The sequence below is a fragment of the Amycolatopsis sp. Hca4 genome, from assembly GCF_013364075.1.
In the GTDB taxonomy this organism is placed as follows: domain Bacteria; phylum Actinomycetota; class Actinomycetes; order Mycobacteriales; family Pseudonocardiaceae; genus Amycolatopsis.
Window position 1 is genome coordinate 10,818,319 of the sequence record NZ_CP054925.1, and the last position, 18,472, is coordinate 10,836,790.

Sequence of the window (18,472 nt, forward strand, 5' to 3'; positions counted from 1 at the left end):
CGCGGGGTCCGAGATCGATCAAGTGCGAACCGACAACCGCGTGAGGCTCGCGTCGCCGGGCTTCCAGCGCGTCCGGACCGCCACGTACCGGGCGGTCCCGGTGTCCGCCGCGGCGTAGGTGACGCCGTCGACGCTGGTTTCGACGGTCGCGGCGGGCACGCGGCCGCGGGTCCACCCGAGCTCGACCGCGGCCACCTCCAGCACCGACCCGAGATCGACGACCATCCGGCCGTCCGGGCCCGGCCGCCAGGCCGTCGCCGGGTCGTCGTCGACGGCCGCCGCGGGGCTCGACATCCCCGGTGGCAGGGGATCGGCGGGGAAGGTGGTCCGGCCGAGGGCGCGGTCGGCCAGCGGGTACGGGCGGAGTTCACCGAAGACGACCGGCACGGTCCGCCGCGGCGGCACCAGCACCGTTCGCGCGCGACCGCCGTCGGGGGTCACGGTGACGAGCACCGGCAGCAGTCCGGCCGGCGCGGTGAGGTCGACCCGGCTCGCGTCGCGGACGACCGCCTTCAGCCCGGCCGGGCCGCGCACGGTGAACCGCGGCGGTTCGATGCGGCCCTCCGCCGGGGCGAGGGACCAGACGTACTCGGTGCCGGTCCCGGTCAGGGTCTGCTCGCCGCGGTGAACCCGGTATCCCGGGAGGGACACCGTGCCGGTCGCCGCGGTGGCGGAGAGGTTGAGCAGCACGAGGAAACCGTCGGTGACAGTGGCCTCGACCGCGGTGGCGCCGGTCGGGATCCGGCCGGACGGGAGCGGCGGGCCGGGCCGCAGCTCGGCGACGAAGGCGGCGGCGGGGCCGTCGGAAAGCGTGACGCGGTCACCGGCGACGGTGAGCGGGTTCGGGCCCGCCACGGTGATCCCGGCCCGGCCGTCGATGTCGAGCCGGCCGTGGGTACTGGTGAGCGCGGGCGCCGGGTAGGTCGCCGCGGTCGTCCAGGTCGTGCCGTCCGGCGACGTCTCGATGCGGTACTTGCGCCCGGCGGCGGCCTCCCAGCTCAGCCGGACGCGGTCGAACTCCCGCGGTGCGCCGAGGTCGACGGCGAACCAGCTGTCGGCGCGCGGCCGGTCCGATGTGGACACCGCCCAGCGGGTGCCGGCGTTGCCGTCGACGGCGTATCCGGCCTCCTTGCCGGCGCTCGCCGACGACGCCGACGCGGTTCCGGCCCGCGCGAGGTCCGGGCCGTCGCCGTCACGGACCTCGAAGGACCAGAGCGAGTAGCCGTACTGCGGGTCCGGCCGGACGCCGAGCATGCGGACGTGGCGGGCGGTGACCGGGCCGAACACCAGGTCGTCGGTCCGGGCGCCGGTGGCCGCGGCCCGGGCCTCGATCGTCACGGTGCCTTCGGCGGCGGTGTAGGTGCGGTCGCCGTCGAGGCCGGGCACGCCGGGCATGGCCAGGTTGTGGACGTCCAGGACGCCTTCGCTTTCGGCGACGCCGGTGCTGGCGTAGACGGCGGCGCCGGTGGGAAGGGTGGCGAAAGCGGCGTACCCGGTGTCGAAGCGGAGGACGCCGACCGTGCCGTCGAAGCCGTCGCGCACCTTCGCGTACGTCGTGGCGTGCCGCTCCCGCACCGCGAAGTCCGTGGCGGGCAGCAGCATCGGGTTGGCGCCGCCGAGCACGAACAGCCAGTCGTCGTGGTGTGGCTGCCAGGCGAACTTGACGAAGCCCGGCTTGCTGACCGTGCCCGCCCAGGCGCCGGGGGAGCGGTGGGCCAGCAGGCCCGGCCCGGCACCGAAGTCCGCGACCCCGGCGGCGTGGGTGTCGAACTCGCGCCCGCTCACGGGCGCGACCGGGCCGCCGTGCGCGGCGCGCCACTCGTGCAGCAGGTAGCTGATGGCGAGTTCGGCGCGGGCTTCCGGCTCGTACTTCGGTTCGCCGGAGAACTTGGTGATCCGGTCGGCGGGTGCGTAGGCCTGGTACGGCTCGAGCCGCGCGGCCAGCTGCGCTTCGGCGTACGCGGCGTGCCGGTCGCCGAGCACCTGGGCGCGGAAGGCCAGCGGGATGACGTCCCGGCCGTAGAGGTGCTCGCGGTCGGCGACCATCGGCATCAGCGGCTCGCCCGCGTCGCTGGTCATCAGCAGCATCGTGCGCCAGAGCAGTTCGCCGTTCGGCTGCGCGGTGAGCACCTCCGGCAGCGGTGTTCCCGCGGCGAGGAAGTGCATCGCGTTGCGGCCGGAGGTGCGCCACAGTTCTTCCTGGTAGTGCGGGCCGAACGAACCGTGGTTTTCGACGAGGAAGGTGTCGTGGAGGTTCGTTGCGGTGTTCGCGCTGACCGGACGGCCGTCGACGAGCCGCGGGTTGGCCAGGTCGGCGGCGGGCAGCCCGGCCTCGTTGCGGCTCCAGGCACCGAAGGCCGCTCGCCACCCGTCCGCCTGCGGGTCCGCCGGCGCCCAGGCGAGCGCGGGGGCCAGCGACTGGGCGTAGACGCCCATCTCTTCGAGCTTCGTGTCGCCGACGTGGCCGCCGAGCAGGCCGTGCGGGGTCCAGCTGCCCGAGTCCGGGTCGTCGCCGGTGCCGAGTGCGGTGGTGTAGCCGGCCTGCCCGGTGGTGATGCGCTCGACGTGCTGCCGGGTGGTGTCGTCGAGGTCCGTCCACAGGAGACGGGCGGCGAGCACGAAGTACGACTGGAACGTGGTGTCGAAGAACAGCTTCCGGCCCCACTCCGACCCGCCGGCCAGCCGGTTCGACGCGGCGAAGCGGCGGATCGTGGCGAGCGTGTGCCCGCGCAGCGTCTCGCGGTCCACCCCGGCGATCGTGGCGTCGTAGCCGGCTCGGGTGAGCAGGACGGCGTTCCCGAGGACGACGGCGAAGGTGAAGTCCCGGGCCGGGTAGGTGCCGGCGACCGGGTCGAACTGCTGCTCCGCCCAGCGCGTGTGGCGCAGCAGCACGCGCAGGTAGGTCGCGGCGACGGCGTCCGGCGGCCCGCCGCCCGCCGCCCGGGCGAGGCCGGGGAGCAGGCCCGAGGCCAGCGCGGCCGCCGCTCCGCCCGCGCCCAGCAGGCGGAGCGCCTGCCGCCGGTCCAGCTCGCCCATGCCCCGGCCTCCGCTCGCTGACAACCTTGTCAGCGCGGATTCTGGGATGCCGTCGCCGGACCCGGCAACCCCGGCGGCGGATCCCGTCCGGTTTTGGACAAACACCGTCGGACCATCCGTATAACGCCCTACACGCGCCGGTCGTAGTGCGCGATCAGCACGCCCCGGGTCGTCGGGACGCAGCCGGTGAGGACGAACTCCGTCAGCGGGCCGTCGCCGAACAGCCGGGCGCCGGTGCCGAGGGTGAGCGGGTGGATCAGCAGGGTGTACCGGTCGACCAGGCCGGCGGCGTGCAGGGCCCGCACCAACGATGCACTGCCGATGACCGACAGGTCCCGCCCGGGCCCGGCCTTCAGCGCGGCCACCGTGTCCACCGCGTCGCCTCGCAGCAGCACCGAGTTCTCCCAGGCGCCGGCGTCGTCGAGGGTGGTCGAAGCGACGTACTTGGTGGCGGCGTTCAGGTGCGTGGTGAACGGGTTCCCGTCGGTCCGCCCGCTCCAGGCGGTGGTGAAGTCCTGCCAGGTGCGGCGGCCGAACAGCATGTCGCCCGGGCGGCTCATGCCCCGGCCCATCTCCCGGGCCATGACTTCGTCCTGGTAGCGGGTGCCCCACCCGCCGTGGGCGAAGCCGCCGCGGGTGTCTTCGCCGGGGCGGCCGAGGCCCTGCACGACGCCGTCGAGGGTGACGCTCATCGTGACCGAGATCGAACGCATCGGGGGTGTCCTTCCGGTTGCCGGTGGTGTCACGGCCCATACGAACGGCGGCGGCCCGGATCGACAGCCGGGGCGGCGTGATCTGATGACAACGTGATCACCGACCCGTGGGTGCTGCTCCTGCTCGTGCTGGCCGGCGTCGGGGCCGGCCTGACCGGGGCGACCGCCGGGCTCGCGTCGCTGGTGTCCTACCCCGCGCTGCTCGCCGCCGGGCTGCCGCCGGTGACCGCGAACGTCACCAACACCGTCGCCATGCTCGGCACCACCGCCGGTGCCGCGGCCGGGGCCCGCCCCGAGCTGGCCGGGCAGCGGCAGCGGCTGCTCCCGCTCTGCGCCATCACCACCGTCGGCGGCGCCTGCGGCGGCCTGATCCTGCTGCTGACCCCGTCGGACGCGTTCACCGTCATCGTGCCGTGGCTGATCGGCGGGGCGTCGCTGGTGCTGATGGCCGGGCCGCGGCTGCGCCGGCTGGCCGAGGGCGCCGAGCACCACGGCCTCAGCCCGGTGACCGGCGTGCTGGCCTTCCTGATCGGCATCTACGGCGGCTACTTCGGCGCCGCCGCCGGCGTGCTCATGCTCGCGCTGCTGGTCACCGTCTGGAGCCAGCCGCTCGCCCGGACCAACGCGGCGAAGAACCTGGTCACCGGCTCGGCCAACCTGCTCGCCGCGATCGTCTTCGCGGTCACCGGCAAGGTCGTCTGGCCGGCCGCGCTCGCCGTCTGCCTCGGCTCGCTCGGCGGGTCGTGGCTGGGGTCGGCGCTCGTGCGCCGGCTGCCGGCGACGCCGCTGCGGATCGGCATCGGAATCGGCGGTCTGGGCCTGGCGATCGTCCTCGCCGTGCGGGCATGATCGGGCGGGTATCGGCGAGCAGGAGACCAGATGAGCATTGTCGGGACCAGGGTGGTCCGCCGGGAAGACCGGAGCCTGATCACCACGGGCGGCACGTACGTGGACGATCTGCGGGCGGAAGCGCTTTCCGGGGCCGCGCACGCGGCGTTCGTCCGAAGTCCGATCGCGCACGCGCGGATCGGCGGCATCGACGTGAGCGCGGCGAAGGAGGCGCCGGGCGTGCTCGGCGTGTTCACCGCGGCCGACCTGGGCCTCGCCCCGCACCCGGCCGGGCCGGTGCGGGAACCGTGGCTGGCGGGCGAAGTGGTGCGTTACGTCGGCGAGCCGGTCGCGCTGGTCGTGACCGAAGAGCGCTACCAGCTGGCCGACGCGGCCGAGCTGGTCGATGTGGACTACGAGCCGCTGGAGGCCGTCGCCACGATCGACGCGGCCCTGGCGGGCGAGACGCTGCTGTTCCCCGACCGGGACAGCAACGTCGTGCAGGTCAAGGGCGCGGCGGAGTTCGACGACGCGATCTTCGAAGACTGCGACGTCGTCGTCACCCAGACCATCCTGAACCAGCGGGTCGCGCCCGCGCCGCTCGAAGTGCGCGGCGCCTCCTGCGTGTGGGGCGAGGACGGCAGGCTGACCGCCTGGCTGTCCACGCAGAACGCCCAGATGGCCCGCAGCCAGCTGGCCGGGGGCCTCGGCGTCGGCGAGGAGTCGGTGCGGGTGATCGCGCCGGACGTCGGCGGCGGGTTCGGCGCGAAGATCGGCGCCGACCCGGAGGCCACCGTGCTCGGCTGGGCCGCCAAGCAGCTCGGGCGCGGCGTGCGCTGGGTCGAGTCGCGCACCGAGAACCTCACGGCCATGACGCACGGCCGCGCGCAGCGCAACACCGTCACCATCGGCGGGAAACGCGACGGCACGGTGCTGGCCTACCGCCTCGACGTCGTCCAGGACTCGGGCGCGTACCCGCGGATGCTGCTGCTGCCGACGCTGACCGAGCTCATGGCCATCGGCGTCTACCGGTTCCCCCGGGTCGAGACCCGCAGCCGCGCGGTCGTCACCACGACCACGCCGATCGGGGCCTACCGCGGTGCCGGCCGCCCGGAGGCGACGGCCGCCGTCGAACGGGCGATGGACCGCTTCGCCACCGAGATCGGGCTGGACCCGGCCGAGGTCCGCCGGAAGAACTTCATCCGGCCGGACGAGTTCCCGTACCAGTCGCCGACCGGGGCGTCCTACGACACCGGCGAGTACGCGGCGGCGCTGGAGAAGGCCCTCGACGCGGCCGGCTACGCGGACCTGCGCGCCGAGCAGCGGCGCCGCCGCGAGGCGGGCGACCCGGTCGAGCTGGGCCTGGGCATCGCGGCCTACGTCGAGATCACCGGCGGCGACGGCGGCGGCGAGAGCGGCCGCGTCGACATCCACCCCGACGGCTCGGTCGTCGCCTGGACCGGCAGCTCGCCGCACGGGCAGGGGCTCGGCACGTCGCTGGCGATGCTGCTGTCCGACCAGCTCGGCGTCCCCCTCGACAAGATCACCGTCCGGCACGGCGACACCGACGAGGTGCCGAAGGCGGTCGGTACGTTCGGCTCGCGGTCGCTGCAGCTGGGCGGCTCGGCGATCCGGCAAGCGGCCGACGAGGTCATCACGCAGGCCCGCGAGCTGGCGGCCGACCTGCTCGAAGCGGCGCCGGACGACCTCGAGCTGGACGCCGAGCGCGGGGTCTGGCAGGTCCGCGGCGCGCCGTCGAGCACGGTGCTCAGCTGGGCGCAGGTCGCCGAAGCGGCCGACGAGGGCAGGCTGTCGGCCGACGTCTGGTTCGGCGGTGGCAAGCCGACGTTCCCGTTCGGCGCGCACCTGGCCGTCGTCGAGGTCGACACCGAGACCGGCAAGGTCGAGCTGCGCCGGATCGTCGCGGTCGACGACGCCGGCCCGATCGTCAACCCGCTCACCTTCCGCGGCCAGCGCCACGGCGGGCTCGGGCAGGGCGCGGCGCAGGCGCTGATGGAGGTCGTCACCTACGACGAGGACGGCAACCCGACGACCGCGACGCTGGCGGACTACTCGTTCGTCACCGCCGCCGAGCTGCCGGACTTCGAGCTGGTCGACATGGCCACCCCGACCGACCGGAACCTGCTGGGCGTCAAGGGGATCGGCGAGGCGGCGACGATCGGGTCGACGCCGGCGGTGCACAACGCGGTGGTGGACGCGCTCTCGGCCCGCGGTGTCAAGCACCTGGACATGCCCACGACGCCGATCCGGGTCTGGGCCGCACTGGAAGAAGCTCGGAAGGGAAGCGCGGAGTGAAGGTCTCGATCGAGGTCAACGGGCGGTCGCTGACCGAGGAGGTGCCGGACCGGACGCTCCTGGTGCACTTCCTGCGCGACACGGCCGGCCTGACCGGCACGAACGTCGGCTGCGACACGACGTCCTGCGGCGCCTGCACGGTGCTGCTCGACGGCGAGTCGGTGAAGTCGTGCACGGTGCTGGCCGCGCAGGCCGACGGCCACGCCGTCACGACGGTCGAGGGTTTGTCCTCTTCGGACGGTGAACTGCACCCGGTGCAGCAGGCGTTCCAGGAGCAGCACGGCCTGCAGTGCGGGTTCTGCACGCCGGGCATGATCATGGCGTCGGTGTCCCTGCTGGCCGACAACCCGAAGCCGACGCGCGACGAGGTCCGGGCCGGGCTCGAGGGCAACCTGTGCCGCTGCACCGGCTACCACAACATCGTCAGCGCGGTGATCGGCGCTTCGGGGCAGGAGGTGGACCGGTGATCCCCGCTTCGTTCCAGTACCTGCGGGCGTCCACAGTGGACGAGGCGCTGACGCTGCTCGCTGCGCACGGCGACGACGCCAAGGTCCTCGCCGGCGGCCATTCCCTGCTGCCGCTGATGAAGCTGCGTCTGGCCGCGCCGGAGTACCTGGTGGACATCGGCCCGCTCGACGAGCTGCGGTACGTCCGCCTCGACGGCGACGAGGTCGTCATCGGCGCGCTGTCCCGGTACAGCGCGCTGGTGCGCGACCCGGTGCTGCTGGAGCACGCGCCCCTGCTGGCGCACGTGTCCGGCGAGGTGGGCGACCGCCAGGTCCGCCACCGCGGCACGATCGGCGGTTCCCTGGTCCACGCGGACGCCGCGGCCGACCTCCCGGCGGCGGTCCTGGCCTCGGACGCGGTCCTGGTGGCGCGGGGGCCGTCGGGGGAGCGCCGCATTCCCGCGGCGGAGTTCTTCCTCGGCCCGTTCACGACACCGCTGGAGCCTGCCGAACTGCTGACGGAGATCCGCCTCCCGGCCCAGACGGGCCAGGGCTGGGGATTCCGGAAGTTCACCCGCCGCGCGATCGACTGGGCGATGGTCGGGGTGACGGTGGTGGGCGGCCGCGTCGGCCTGGTGAACATGGGCGGGGTCCCCCTGCGGGCCACGGCCACGGAGGAGGCGCTGGCGGCGGGGGCGTCGGTCGAGGAAGCGGCCGCGCTGGCGGCGGAGGGGACGAACCCGCCGGACGAGCCGCACGCGACGGCGGAGTACCGCCGCCACCTGGCGCGGGTCCTGACCCGGCGCGCGCTGACGCAGGCGCTTCACTGAATTTCCGGGCGGCGCCGCCGGGCGGCGCCGCCCGGCGTCTTCGCTGATCGTGACGGCCGATTCCCGCCAGCCCGGCGTCCCGTGTGGACGGCAGGATCGACCGGGTGAACAGTGGTGCGCACACGGCCATCGAGCCGGGAATCCTGTATTTCGGTACGCCGGTGGTGCTGGTTTCCAGTACCAACGAAGACGGTTCGGCCAATCTGGCGCCGATGTCCTCGGCGTTCTGGCTCGGGTGGCGGGCGGTGCTCGGGCTGGGCGTGCGGTCCCGGACCGCGCAGAACCTGCTGCGGACCCGGGAAGGGGTGCTGAACCTGCCGTCGGAGTCGATGGCCCCCGCGGTCGACCGGCTGGCGTTGACGACCGGCTCGGATCCGGTGCCGGCGGGCAAGCTCGCGCGGGGGTACTTCCACGTGGCGGACAAGTTCGGGCGCGCCGGGCTGACCCCGGTCGCTTCTTCGACGGTGGCGCCGCCCCGGGTCGCGGAGTGCCCGGTGGCGATGGAGGTGGTCGTCGAGGCCGTGCACCCGGTGGGCGACGACGGGGGAGTCGTCGCGTTCGAGGTGCGCGTGCAGCGGGTGCTCGTGCACGAGTCGGTCCGGATGGCCGGCACCGAGGACCGCATCGACCCGGACGCCTGGCGGCCCCTCATCATGAGTTTCCAGAAGTTCTACGGGCTGGGGGCCCAGGTGCACCCGTCCACGTTGGCTTCGATTCCCGAGCGGCTTTACCGGGGACCCGATATCGAGCGGGCCCGGCGGGTTCCTGCGGTTTAGGGCAGGTCCGGACGGAGAGGCCGGCCTGCGCGGCCGCCGCGCCGCGCAGGCCGAATCCGTCCATCGTCACTCCTTCGGGCGACAACCGCTCCTTGCCCGCCTGGTCCAGGGGATCGTGGTCTTTCGGGCATCCGGGTGGCGGTGCCGACGCCCACTCGCGCCGCACTGCTAATGTTCAGTTCAGGAACTTGCTTGAAGGTTTGACGAAAAGGATCCGGCGAGGGGAAATGGCGGAGCGGTTCGAGTTCGTCCTCGAGGTCTTCGAAGCGCTCGTCGTCGGACGGGCCACCGGGGGCGATGTCCGGCGGTACCCGCTCCGGGCCGGGAACCTGCCTTCCGACCCCGTGCGGTTCGTGCACATCGCGCGGCAGGTCTACGACGCGCTCGAAGAGCGGCGGTTGTCCGTTTCCGGTGAGTTGCACCCCGGCGTCCGGACCGCGTTCGAGCTGCTCGCCGACCCGCGGATCTCCGTCGCCGTCAGCGGGATCGACGGGCTCGGGGCCGATGTCGCCGTGCTCGTGGTCAGCGACGGCGCGCAGGCGCTCGGGATCACGCAGGCCCCGGACTCCGACGAGCTGCTGTTCTCGCTGTTCGCCGACGAAGAGCTCGTCGAGGTCGTCACCGGCGTGCTGCCGCCCGCTCCGGCCGCCACCACCGGGCGGCACGTCGTGCACCGGGCCGCCGGGCGGGAGGTTTCCGCCATGGCCGCCAAGCGGATCGCGGAAGCCGAGTTCGACGAAGAAGAAACCGACGCCTTCGGGATGATCGAGGTCAAAGCCGTCGTCCGGCCGGGACGACGGCCGCCGGCCGAGAAGCCGTCCGATGTCGCCGTCCTCGAACGGGTGCTGGCCGAACCCCGGCTCGGCGGGGGACACATCGCCGTCAGCGCACAGGGACGGCGGGGGGAACGGCTCTCCGGTGAACCGCTGAGCTGGCTCGACACCGCCGACGGCCGCTACCTGGTGCACACCCGCAGCGGCGAGGGCGGCGAACTGACCGCGGAATACGTGCCCGCCGGGCGGGCCGACCTGGCGCGGGCCATCCGGGACGCGATCGCAGCCGTCTACTGACCGGGGAGGAACAGTCACGATGACGACGGAAGAGACCGCCGCGGCGGCCCAGGCCATCCAGGCCACCATGCAGCTGCAGAGCGCCACCACGCCCGAGACCAAGGCGGTGGCCGCCCTGCGGGTCGGGCTCGCCGGGGCGCAGCTGAAGCGGCTCGCCCAGACCGGCGGCTTCGCCATCGACGACACCACGGGCAACCAGCTCATCGAAGCCCTGGAGGGCGTGCTGGAGTCGCTCGAGCAGCGCTGGGCGAACCTGCAGCGGCTGCACGACGCGCCGGCGATGGGCCGGACCGCCGCCGGGCAGTGGGTCTCCGCGCACATGGTGAGCACCGCCGCCGACGACCACGGCCTGGTCACCCAGCTGCAGGCCGCGCGGCAGGAGTTCCCGACCTACATCGAAGCCATCAAGCTGGCCAAGAAGAACTACAAGTCCCGGGAAGAGACGACGCAGAAGACGTTGACCTCGCTCCCGGCCGCCGACCAGAGCTGAGGGAGACCGTGGCACCCACCGCCGAGTCCGTCTCGGACCCGTCGTCGCCGGACTACGACCCGCGCAGTCCGCTCTACGACGTGACCGCCGATTCGTCGTCGAAGTACTACGTCGGGCCGTTGAAGACGGACAACTCGCCCTCGGGTGACGAGATCCGCGAGATGGCCACCCGGCAGATCGACGACGAGATCCGGGCCGGCTGGCTCGGCCCGGCCGTCGACCCGGTGCTGCGCGACCGGAAGATCCAGGAGCTCTACCAGCAGCACCTCGACGACGCCAAGCACGGCCTCGACGAGGGTCTCACCATGCGCGAGACCGGCGGGGCGCCGCGCACGCTGTGGGACAACGCCAGCCACGAGCAGATGAACGAGGCCATCACGCTGGACGCCAACCCGGCGACCGTCGCGGAAACCTCGGAGGAGTGGGTCCGCGTCGGCAACGACCTCGGTACCCACCAGAAGACCCTCGCCGACGCGATCAACGCGAGCACCAGCAACTGGCAGGGTGGCGCCGGTGACGCCGTCCGCGAACACCTCGCCGGCGTCGGCAAGTGGCTGGGCGCGACCGCGCAGGGCGCCACCCTCTCCGGACGGCAGCAGGAAATCCACTCCCAGGCGCTCAACGAGACCCAGCGGCAGATGGCCGCGAACCCGCCGGTGCAGTTCGACCTGCAGTCGACCAACCAGCGCCTGATGACGATGACCGACCCGGTGCAGTACGCGGCCGCGGCGGGCGAGGCCATGCAGACCTACCGGGCGCAGCAGGCCGCGCGGGAGCACGCCGCGCAGATCCTGACCCAGTACGACGAGACCATCGGCGCTGCCGTCGCGACCCCGCGGTTCCCGGCCCCGCCGAAGCTGCCCACCGCGACCGCGACCCGGCAGAACGTCGTCGCCAGGGGCGGCGCCGGAGCGGGCGGTGCGGAGCCGCTGGCGGCACGGACCGCGATGGACGGCCTGACGCCGAGGACCCCGCTCGACGTGAACGCGGCGGGCCTGGACGGCTCCGGGGCCGGTGGTGCGGGCGGCGCCGGCATCCCCGGAGGCGGTTCGGGCAACGGCGGCTCGGGCTTCTCCGGTGCCGGCATCCCGGGTGACGGCAGTTCCGGTGGCTCCGGCTTCTCGGGCGCCGGCATTCCCGGCGGCGGCTCGGGCTTTTCGGGCGCCGGCATCCCCGGCGGAGGCGGTGCCGGCGGCGCGGGCTTCACCCCGCCGAACTTCGAGACCCCCGACGGCATCACCGGCGGCAACTTCACCGGCGCCGGCATCCCCGGCTCCTCGCTCCCGCACTCGGGCGACTCGACGACGACGTCCGGCTTCAGCCCCTCCGGCATTCCCGGCGGTGGCTCCGGCGGCGGCAGCGGCTACACCCCGCCGTCGATCCCGAACATCCCGGACGTCTCCGGCGGGGGCGGCGGCAGCGTCCGCGGCGGCAGCCCGATCCCCGGCTTCACCCCGTCCGGCATCGACCCGATCACCGGCCTGCCCCTCGGCGGCGGCACCGGCACCGGCCCCGGCGGCATCCCCGGGGGCAAGCTGCCGACCATCGGCCGCGGCGGCGGGATCAACGGCGAAAGCATCGCCAGCAGGCTCGGCGGCATCCCCGGCGGCGGTGGCGCCGGCGGCGGCTCGCTCGGCGGGATCGGCGGCTCCGGAGCCGGTGGCTCGGGCGCCGGTGGTTCCGGCGCCGGTGGTGCGGGCCTGCGCGGTGCGGGCAACCTCAGCGGCGGCGCCGCCTCCGGTGCGGCCGCGGAAGCCGAAGCGGCGGCGGCGCGCAACGCGATGTCGGGCCGCGGCGCGGCCGGTGCCGCGGGTGCCCCCGGCATGGGCGCCATGGGCGCCGGCAAGGGCGGCAAGAAGGAAGACGACAAGGAACACAAGTCGGCCGATTACCTCGAAAGCGACGACCCGAACTTCTTCGCGGGCGAGCAGGCGGTCGCGCCGCCGGTGATCGGTGACTGGAAGAACCAGGATTGGAAGTGACGGTCATGACGGCTCCCGGTTTCGAGGTCGAACCGGACGACCTGGTCGCGCACGCGAGTCACGTCGAGAGCCTGGTCGACCGGCTCAACACGGCGAGCTCGGCGGCGGACACGGCGATGTCGGACCACGCCTACGGGCTGCTCTGCGCGTTCCTCCCGCCGATCATCCGGCCCACCAACGAGCAGGCGAAGGACGCGCTGACGGCGTCCGGCGAAGGGGTGCGCGGCCTGGCGGACAACGTCACGGCGGCCGCGAAGGCCTACCGGGAAGGCGAAGAGGGCAACGCGCAGCCGTTCGAGCGTCAGCTCGCCTCGGCGCCGAGGTCGGCGGAAGTGAAGGTGCGGTCATGACCGGTCCCAACGGCATCGGCGGCCTGATGCAGGACCCGGACGAGGCGATCCGCCGGATGGACGACTGGGCGGCCGGGTTCGCCGCGAAGGCCCAGCGCTACCAGGCGGCGCAGGAGGAGACCGAGCGGCTGCGGCTGACCGCGACCAGCTCCGACGGCGCGGTCAGCGTGACCGTCGGCGCCGACGGCACCGTCACCGACCTCACGTTCTCGAACAAGGTCAAGTCGTTCCCCCTCGACGAGCTCTCGCGGCAGATCCTGACGACGATGCGCCGGGCGCAGTCCGGCATCGCCGAACGCGTCGCCGGCGTGATGGCCGAGAAGCTCGGCGACGAGGACCGCGAAACCCGCAGCCTGCTGCTCGACAACCTGCGCGGGCGGTTCCCCGACCCGGACGAGCCGGACGAGCAGCCGCCCGTCACACCGCCCGCGCCGGTGCCGCCGGCCCCGCAGGGTGGCGCGGCCACCCCGCCCGCTCCCGGGACCCCGCAGCCGCCGCGGCGGCGCACCCACTCCGACGATGAGGACAACAATCCGTGGTGAACCCGTTGGTCGCCGAGACCAAGGATTCCACCAAGGCGTATTCGGGCATTTCGCTGCTGGAGTCGGCGAACGATCTGAAGTCGGCCATCGAAAGCGGCGACTGGGCGTCGGTCGCGATGGGAGCGGTCGGCACGGCGCTGGACGCGCTGTCGATGGCGATGGACCCCTTCGGGGCGATCCTCGCCGCCGGGGTCGGCTGGCTGATCGAGCACGTCGGCCCGTTGAAGGAGGCGTTGAACGGGCTGACCGGCAACGCCGACGAGATCGCCGCCCAGTCCGAGACCTGGAAGAACATCGCGACCGAGCTGGGCAGCGTCGGCGAGGACCTGACCGGGATGGTCAAGGCCGACACCGCCTCCTGGACCGGTGCCGCCGCGGACACCTACCGCCAGCGCGCCCAGGACACCGTGACGTTGCTGGAGACCGCGCAGAAGGGCTGCGAGGGCGCGTCCAGCGGGGTCAAGACGGCCGGCGAGGTCGTCGCGGCGGTGCGGGCGCTGGTGCGGGACATCATCGCGGAGCTGGTCGGGCACCTGATCAGCTGGGCGCTGCAGGTGGTGTTCACCCTGGGCATCGGGATGACCTGGGTGGTGCCGCAGGTGATCAACGCGGTCGCCAAGACCGCGTCGAAGATCGCCGATCTGGTGAAGCGGCTGGTCACGGCGTTGAAGGCACTGATCCCGCTGTTGAAACGGGCCGGGGACCTGTTCGCGGACGCGGCGAAGGCGTTGAAGAACATCAAGCCGGGCAAGACCGCGCCGCCGCCGAAGCACGCCGACATCAGGAGCGGCCCCAAGGACATCGGTGGTCCGAAGGGCAAGGGCGGCCCGGACGCACCGCCGCCGAAGACCGATCCGCCGCCGAAGGGCGGCGACGGCAACACGACCCCGTCGGGCGCGCACGGCGATGGCGGCACGACGCCCTCCGGGGCCAAGGGCGGCCCGGACACGCCGCCGAAGACGGACCCGCCGCCCACCTCGAAGGGACCGGACGAGACCCCGAAGTCCCCGGACCCGACACCGCCCCCGGCGTCGAAGGGCCCCGACGGCGGCACCACGCCGTCCGGTGCCGGCAAGGGGCCGGACACCCCGCCGAAGATCAAGGACAACAACCCGAAGCCGGACGAGCACACGACCCCGGCCGCGGACCGGTCCCTGTGCGGCGACCCGATCGACGTCGCCACCGGCGCCGTGCTGCTGGAGCAGACGGACGTCGAGCTGCCCGGCGCGCTGCCGCTGGAGTTCGGCCGGACGCACCTGTCGAGCTACCGCGCGGGCCGCAGCTTCGGTCCCACGTGGACGTCCACAGTGGACGAACGGATCGAGGTGGAGCCGGACGGCCTGCACCTCGCCCTGTCCGACGGCACGATCCTGCGCTACCCGGTGCCCCGCGGCATCGAGCCGGTGCTGCCCGAGCACGGCCCGTACCTGGCACTGCGCCGGGTGCGCCACGGCTTCGTCGTCGGTGCCCCGCAGCACGACCGGATGCGCTACTTCGCCGCCAAGCCGGGGGAGACCACCCTGCCGCTGCGCGCGCTCGTCGACGGCGCGGGCAACCGGGTCGTCGTCCGGCACCGCGACGGCGTGCCGGTGGCGATCGAGCACTCCGGCGGCTACCACCTCGAGCTCGACTCGGCCGACGGGCTGATCACGGCCGTGCGCGTGGCGGGGGAACCCGTGCCGCTGGCCGAATACCGCTACGACGAGCGACGGCGGCTGGTCGAGGTCACCGACGCGGCCGGGACCCCGCAACGGTTCACCTACGACGCCGACGGCCGGATCGTCCGCTGGGAGGACGTCAACGGCCGCTGGTACGGCTACTCCTACGACTCCGAAGGCCGGTGCGTGCAGGCCCGCGGCGCCGAGGGCTACCTCGACGCCTCGCTGTCCTACGAGCCCGGGCTGACCACGGTCACCGACTCGCTCGGCGCCGTCACCCGCTACCGCCTCGACGAGCGGCTGCGGGTGATCGGCCGGACCGACCCGCTCGGCGGCACCACCAGCACCGAGCTGGACCGCTTCGGCCGGGAGATCGCGCGCACCGACGAGCTCGGGCACGTCACCCGCTGGGAACGCGACGCGGCGGGCAACGTGACCACCGTGGTCCGCGCCGACGGCACCCGGATGGTCACCGAGTACGACGCGGGCGGCCGCCCCGCCTCGGTCACCGGGCCGACGGCGCCGTCTGGCGCTACGAGCACGACGAGCGCGGCCGCCTGGTCCGCGACATCGACCCGACCGGGGCCGCGACGAGCTACACCTACGACGAGGTCACCGGCACGATGGCCACGGTGACCGACGCCCTCGGCGGCGTCACCCGGTTCGAGGCGAACGCGGCCGGGCCGCCGGTCGCGATCACCGAGCCGGACGGGGCGGTGACCCGCTACTCCTACGACTCCCTCGGCCGGCTCGCGAGCGTCACCGATCCCACCGGCGCGACGACGCGGACCGTCCACAACGCGGCAGGCGACCTGGTCGAGCAGGTGGACCCGGACGGCGCCGTGCACCGCTTCGGTTCGACGGCGGTGGGCCACACCGACGAGCGGACCGACCCGCGCGGCGGCGTCAGCCGGATCTCCTACGCCCAGTTCGACCTGCCGGTCAGCGAGCAGCGCCCGGACGGCGGCGTCCTGCGCTACGGCTACGACACCGAGCTGCGGCTGACGTCGGTCACCAACGAGGCCGGGCTGGTCTGGCGCTACGAGTACGACCCGGCGGGCCGGCTCGTCCGCGAGGTCGACTACAACGGCCGGTCCCTGCACTACGCCTACGACGCCGCGGGCCGGCTGATCCTGCGCGGCAACGGCGCGGGGCAGACGATCGCGCTGGAGCGGGACGCCCTCGGCCGGGTGGTCCGGCGCCGCAGCGGCGACGAGGTCGCCGAATTCGCCTACGACGCGGCCGACCGCGTCGTCCTGGCCCGCAACGCGCACAGCGAGCTCCGGTTCGCCTACGACGCGCTGGGCCGGGTGGTCAGCGAGTCGGTGAACGGCCGGGCCGTGCTGTCGGCCTACGACGCGCTCGGCCGCCGGACCCACCGGCGCACCCCGACCGGCGCGGAAGCGGTGTTCGCCTACGACACCCGCGGCCGCGCCACGTCGCTGGCCACCGGCGGGCGCACGCTGCAGTTCGGCTACGACGCCGCCGGCCACGAAACCGCGCGCCGGCTGGTGACCCGCTACGGCGTGGCCGCCGAGCTCCACCAGGCCTGGACCCCGGCCGGCCAGCTCGCGGTGCAGACCGTGCGGCGCGGCGAGGCCACGGTGCAGCGCCGCGAATACGGCTACCTGCCCGACGGGTACCTGGCCACGGTCACCGACCTGATCTCCGGGCCCCGCAGCCTCGAGGTCGGCCCGGCCGGCCGGGTGGTGGCCGTCCGCGGCGCCCGCTGGCAGGAGAGCTACGGCTACGACCCGGCGGGCGCGATCACCACGGCCGACTGGCCGGGCGCGCCGGAGGCGAGCGGCCCGCGCAGTTACCGCGGGACGCTGCTCACCGCGGCCGGCGCGACCCGCTACACCCACGACGCCGAAGGCCGCGTCGTGTCGCGGGAGCGGGGTGGCCGGCGCTGGGAGTACCACTGGAGCGCGGAAAACCGGCTCACCGCCGTCCGCACGCCCGAGGGCGTGGTCTGGCAGTACCGGTACGACGCGGTGGGCCGCCGGATCGCCAAGCAGCGGCTGGACGCCACCGGCGCCGTCGCCGAGCAGGTCGAGTTCTCCTGGGACGGCACCCTGCTCGCCGAACAGGTCCACGGCGTTCCCGGCGGGCCGCTCGTGGCCACCGTCTGGGACTGGGCGCCGGACGCCGAGCGCCCGCTCGCGCAGACCGAACGCGTGCTCGGCGACGGCACCGACCGGTTCCACGCCGTGCTGACCGACCTCGTCGGCTCGCCGGCGGAACTGCTGGACGAAACCGGCGCACTCGCCGGGCACCAGCACACGGCGCTGTGGGGCGCGCTGGTTTCCGCGGGCGGCCACGCGGGCACGCCGCTGCGGTTCCCCGGCCAGTACCACGACGCGGAGACCGGGCTGCACTACAACCTGCACCGCTACTACGACCCGGAAACCGGGCGGTTCGTCTCGCACGACCCGCTCGGGCTGGCCCCGGACCCGGACTCGCTGGCCTACGTCGGCAACCCGACGGCGTCGATCGACCCGCTCGGCCTGGGCAAGGTGACCCCGTGCGCCGCGTCGGGCTCGGGCGGCGGCGGGGGTGGCGGCAAGAAGCCGAACCACTTCCACCCGTACAGCAAGCCGAACGGGGCACCGAACAAGGGCAAGCGCCGGGCGCACAAGTACCCGGAAGGCAGCTACGGCGACAAGGACTTCGAGCGCAAGCGGCTCGAAGACAAGTTCGGCTCCAAGATCGACGGCAACAAGACCCACCAGTCCGAGCACACCGCGGGCTTCGACGTGCTGAACGACAACGGCGCCCCCGGCAAGGTGCCCCGCAAGGAGGGCCGGGACCTCGAGAACAACGCGTGGGCTTACTACGAGGAACACGGGGCCCACCGCAACCACCCGGGCACCGGCACCAGCCACGCCACGCACGATTCGGGCTGGAACGCGCCGACCTACCGGCGTGACCAGCGGGCCGCGATCGAGAACAACGACCCCAACACCGCGGTCCAGCTCAACCAGCTCGGGTACGCGCACCAGCCGGGCTTCCAGGGCAACCACGCCGATCCGGTGATCCGCAACCGGATGGACATGGCCGACGACTCCTACCACCGGATGGTGGACGACGTCCACGCCGGCGGCGAGGGGATGCGGTACAACCCGCGGCCGGGCGCGGCCGTGCCGGACGGGGGCGCGACGGTGGGGAACACCGGGCACGTGACGACCCGCCCGCTGAGCGACGCCGACGCCTTCGAGCTGCACGAAGCCCGCAACGCGGCCCGCACCGGCAACTGGCCCGGCGACGACGCCTGGCAGCGGTACTACCCGGACCCCACACCGGAGGACTGGGCACGGCTGGAACGGGGTGACTTCGACCCGCCGCAGCTGCCGCCGATCAAGCCGGGCAGCCCGATGAACCTCGACTGACCACCCGTGTGCTCGCGTCGAGACCCCTGAGCAGTCCTTTCGGGGT

At 73.7% G+C, this 18,472-nt stretch carries 14 protein-coding genes; 12 read left to right on the top strand and 2 right to left on the bottom strand.

Translation table 11 applies throughout. The annotated features are described in order from the left end of the window. Nucleotides 1-18: 18 nt before the first annotated feature. Both HUT10_RS49130 and HUT10_RS49135 read right to left on the bottom strand, forming a co-directional pair. Entirely contained in the window at nucleotides 19-3,036 is a 3,018-nt protein-coding gene (locus HUT10_RS49130; RefSeq protein WP_176177486.1) for a discoidin domain-containing protein, read from the bottom strand. 128 nt (nucleotides 3,037-3,164) lie between these two features. Further along, entirely contained in the window at nucleotides 3,165-3,749 is a 585-nt protein-coding gene (locus HUT10_RS49135; RefSeq protein WP_176177487.1) for a dihydrofolate reductase family protein, read from the bottom strand. Nucleotides 3,750-3,842: 93 nt separating this feature from the next. Here HUT10_RS49135 and HUT10_RS49140 point away from each other — a divergent pair, with 93 nt between their 5' ends. The 12 genes from HUT10_RS49140 (at nucleotide 3,843) to HUT10_RS49195 (ending at nucleotide 18,426) form a co-directional block, all read left to right on the top strand. Further along, nucleotides 3,843-4,598, top strand: coding sequence for a sulfite exporter TauE/SafE family protein (locus tag HUT10_RS49140; protein WP_176177488.1), 756 nt, complete (start codon nucleotides 3,843-3,845; stop codon nucleotides 4,596-4,598). Nucleotides 4,599-4,628: 30 nt separating this feature from the next. Then, a complete protein-coding gene (locus tag HUT10_RS49145) occupies nucleotides 4,629-6,893 on the top strand; it encodes a xanthine dehydrogenase family protein molybdopterin-binding subunit (RefSeq protein ID WP_176177489.1) in 2,265 nt (754 codons plus the stop codon). After that, nucleotides 6,890-7,360: a (2Fe-2S)-binding protein gene (locus tag HUT10_RS49150; RefSeq protein ID WP_176177490.1), complete on the top strand. Its 471-nt coding sequence runs from the start codon at nucleotides 6,890-6,892 to the stop codon at nucleotides 7,358-7,360. Before HUT10_RS49145 ends, HUT10_RS49150 begins: the two co-directional genes overlap by 4 nt. Further along, nucleotides 7,357-8,169, top strand: coding sequence for a xanthine dehydrogenase family protein subunit M (locus HUT10_RS49155; protein WP_176177491.1), 813 nt, complete (start codon nucleotides 7,357-7,359; stop codon nucleotides 8,167-8,169). The genes HUT10_RS49150 and HUT10_RS49155 overlap by 4 nt, the downstream gene beginning before the upstream one ends. Before the next feature lie 104 nt (nucleotides 8,170-8,273). Next, a complete protein-coding gene (locus tag HUT10_RS49160) occupies nucleotides 8,274-8,945 on the top strand; it encodes a flavin reductase family protein (RefSeq protein WP_176177492.1) in 672 nt (223 codons plus the stop codon). A 227-nt stretch (nucleotides 8,946-9,172) separates the two neighbouring features. Continuing rightward, nucleotides 9,173-10,015, top strand: a complete 843-nt coding sequence (locus HUT10_RS49165; protein WP_176177493.1) for an ESX secretion-associated protein EspG — start codon at nucleotides 9,173-9,175, stop codon at nucleotides 10,013-10,015. A 19-nt stretch (nucleotides 10,016-10,034) separates the two neighbouring features. Next, the gene (locus HUT10_RS49170; RefSeq protein ID WP_176177494.1) at nucleotides 10,035-10,505 is read left to right on the top strand and encodes a hypothetical protein; all 471 of its coding nucleotides are present in this window, start codon (nucleotides 10,035-10,037) and stop codon (nucleotides 10,503-10,505) included. Between the two features lie 8 nt (nucleotides 10,506-10,513). After that, on the top strand, nucleotides 10,514-12,487 hold the full coding sequence (locus tag HUT10_RS49175; RefSeq protein WP_176177495.1) for a hypothetical protein: 1,974 nt from the start codon (nucleotides 10,514-10,516) through the stop codon (nucleotides 12,485-12,487). 5 nt (nucleotides 12,488-12,492) lie between these two features. Beyond that, nucleotides 12,493-12,837, top strand: coding sequence for a type VII secretion target (locus tag HUT10_RS49180; protein WP_176177496.1), 345 nt, complete (start codon nucleotides 12,493-12,495; stop codon nucleotides 12,835-12,837). Beyond that, nucleotides 12,834-13,379 carry a YbaB/EbfC family nucleoid-associated protein gene (locus HUT10_RS49185; RefSeq protein ID WP_176177497.1) on the top strand — a complete coding sequence of 182 codons (546 nt, stop codon included), beginning with the start codon at nucleotides 12,834-12,836 and terminating at the stop codon, nucleotides 13,377-13,379. Before HUT10_RS49180 ends, HUT10_RS49185 begins: the two co-directional genes overlap by 4 nt. Next, entirely contained in the window at nucleotides 13,373-15,673 is a 2,301-nt protein-coding gene (locus HUT10_RS49190; RefSeq protein WP_254897398.1) for a DUF6531 domain-containing protein, read from the top strand. Before HUT10_RS49185 ends, HUT10_RS49190 begins: the two co-directional genes overlap by 7 nt. Further along, on the top strand, nucleotides 15,607-18,426 hold the full coding sequence (locus HUT10_RS49195) for an RHS repeat-associated core domain-containing protein (protein WP_254897536.1): 2,820 nt from the start codon (nucleotides 15,607-15,609) through the stop codon (nucleotides 18,424-18,426). The genes HUT10_RS49190 and HUT10_RS49195 overlap by 67 nt, the downstream gene beginning before the upstream one ends. Nucleotides 18,427-18,472: the final 46 nt, after the last annotated feature.

What these genes read in the sequence shown, in the direction of transcription:
- HUT10_RS49130 (WP_176177486.1), bottom strand. Translation starts at nt 3,036, where the DNA reads ATGGGCGAGCTGGACCGGCGGCAGGCGCTCCGCCTGCTGGGCGCGGGC.
- HUT10_RS49135 (WP_176177487.1), bottom strand. Translation starts at nt 3,749, where the DNA reads ATGCGTTCGATCTCGGTCACGATGAGCGTCACCCTCGACGGCGTCGTG.
- HUT10_RS49145 (WP_176177489.1), top strand. Translation starts at nt 4,629, where the DNA reads ATGAGCATTGTCGGGACCAGGGTGGTCCGCCGGGAAGACCGGAGCCTG.
- HUT10_RS49165 (WP_176177493.1), top strand. Translation starts at nt 9,173, where the DNA reads ATGGCGGAGCGGTTCGAGTTCGTCCTCGAGGTCTTCGAAGCGCTCGTC.
- HUT10_RS49170 (WP_176177494.1), top strand. Translation starts at nt 10,035, where the DNA reads ATGACGACGGAAGAGACCGCCGCGGCGGCCCAGGCCATCCAGGCCACC.
- HUT10_RS49180 (WP_176177496.1), top strand. Translation starts at nt 12,493, where the DNA reads ATGACGGCTCCCGGTTTCGAGGTCGAACCGGACGACCTGGTCGCGCAC.
- HUT10_RS49185 (WP_176177497.1), top strand. Translation starts at nt 12,834, where the DNA reads ATGACCGGTCCCAACGGCATCGGCGGCCTGATGCAGGACCCGGACGAG.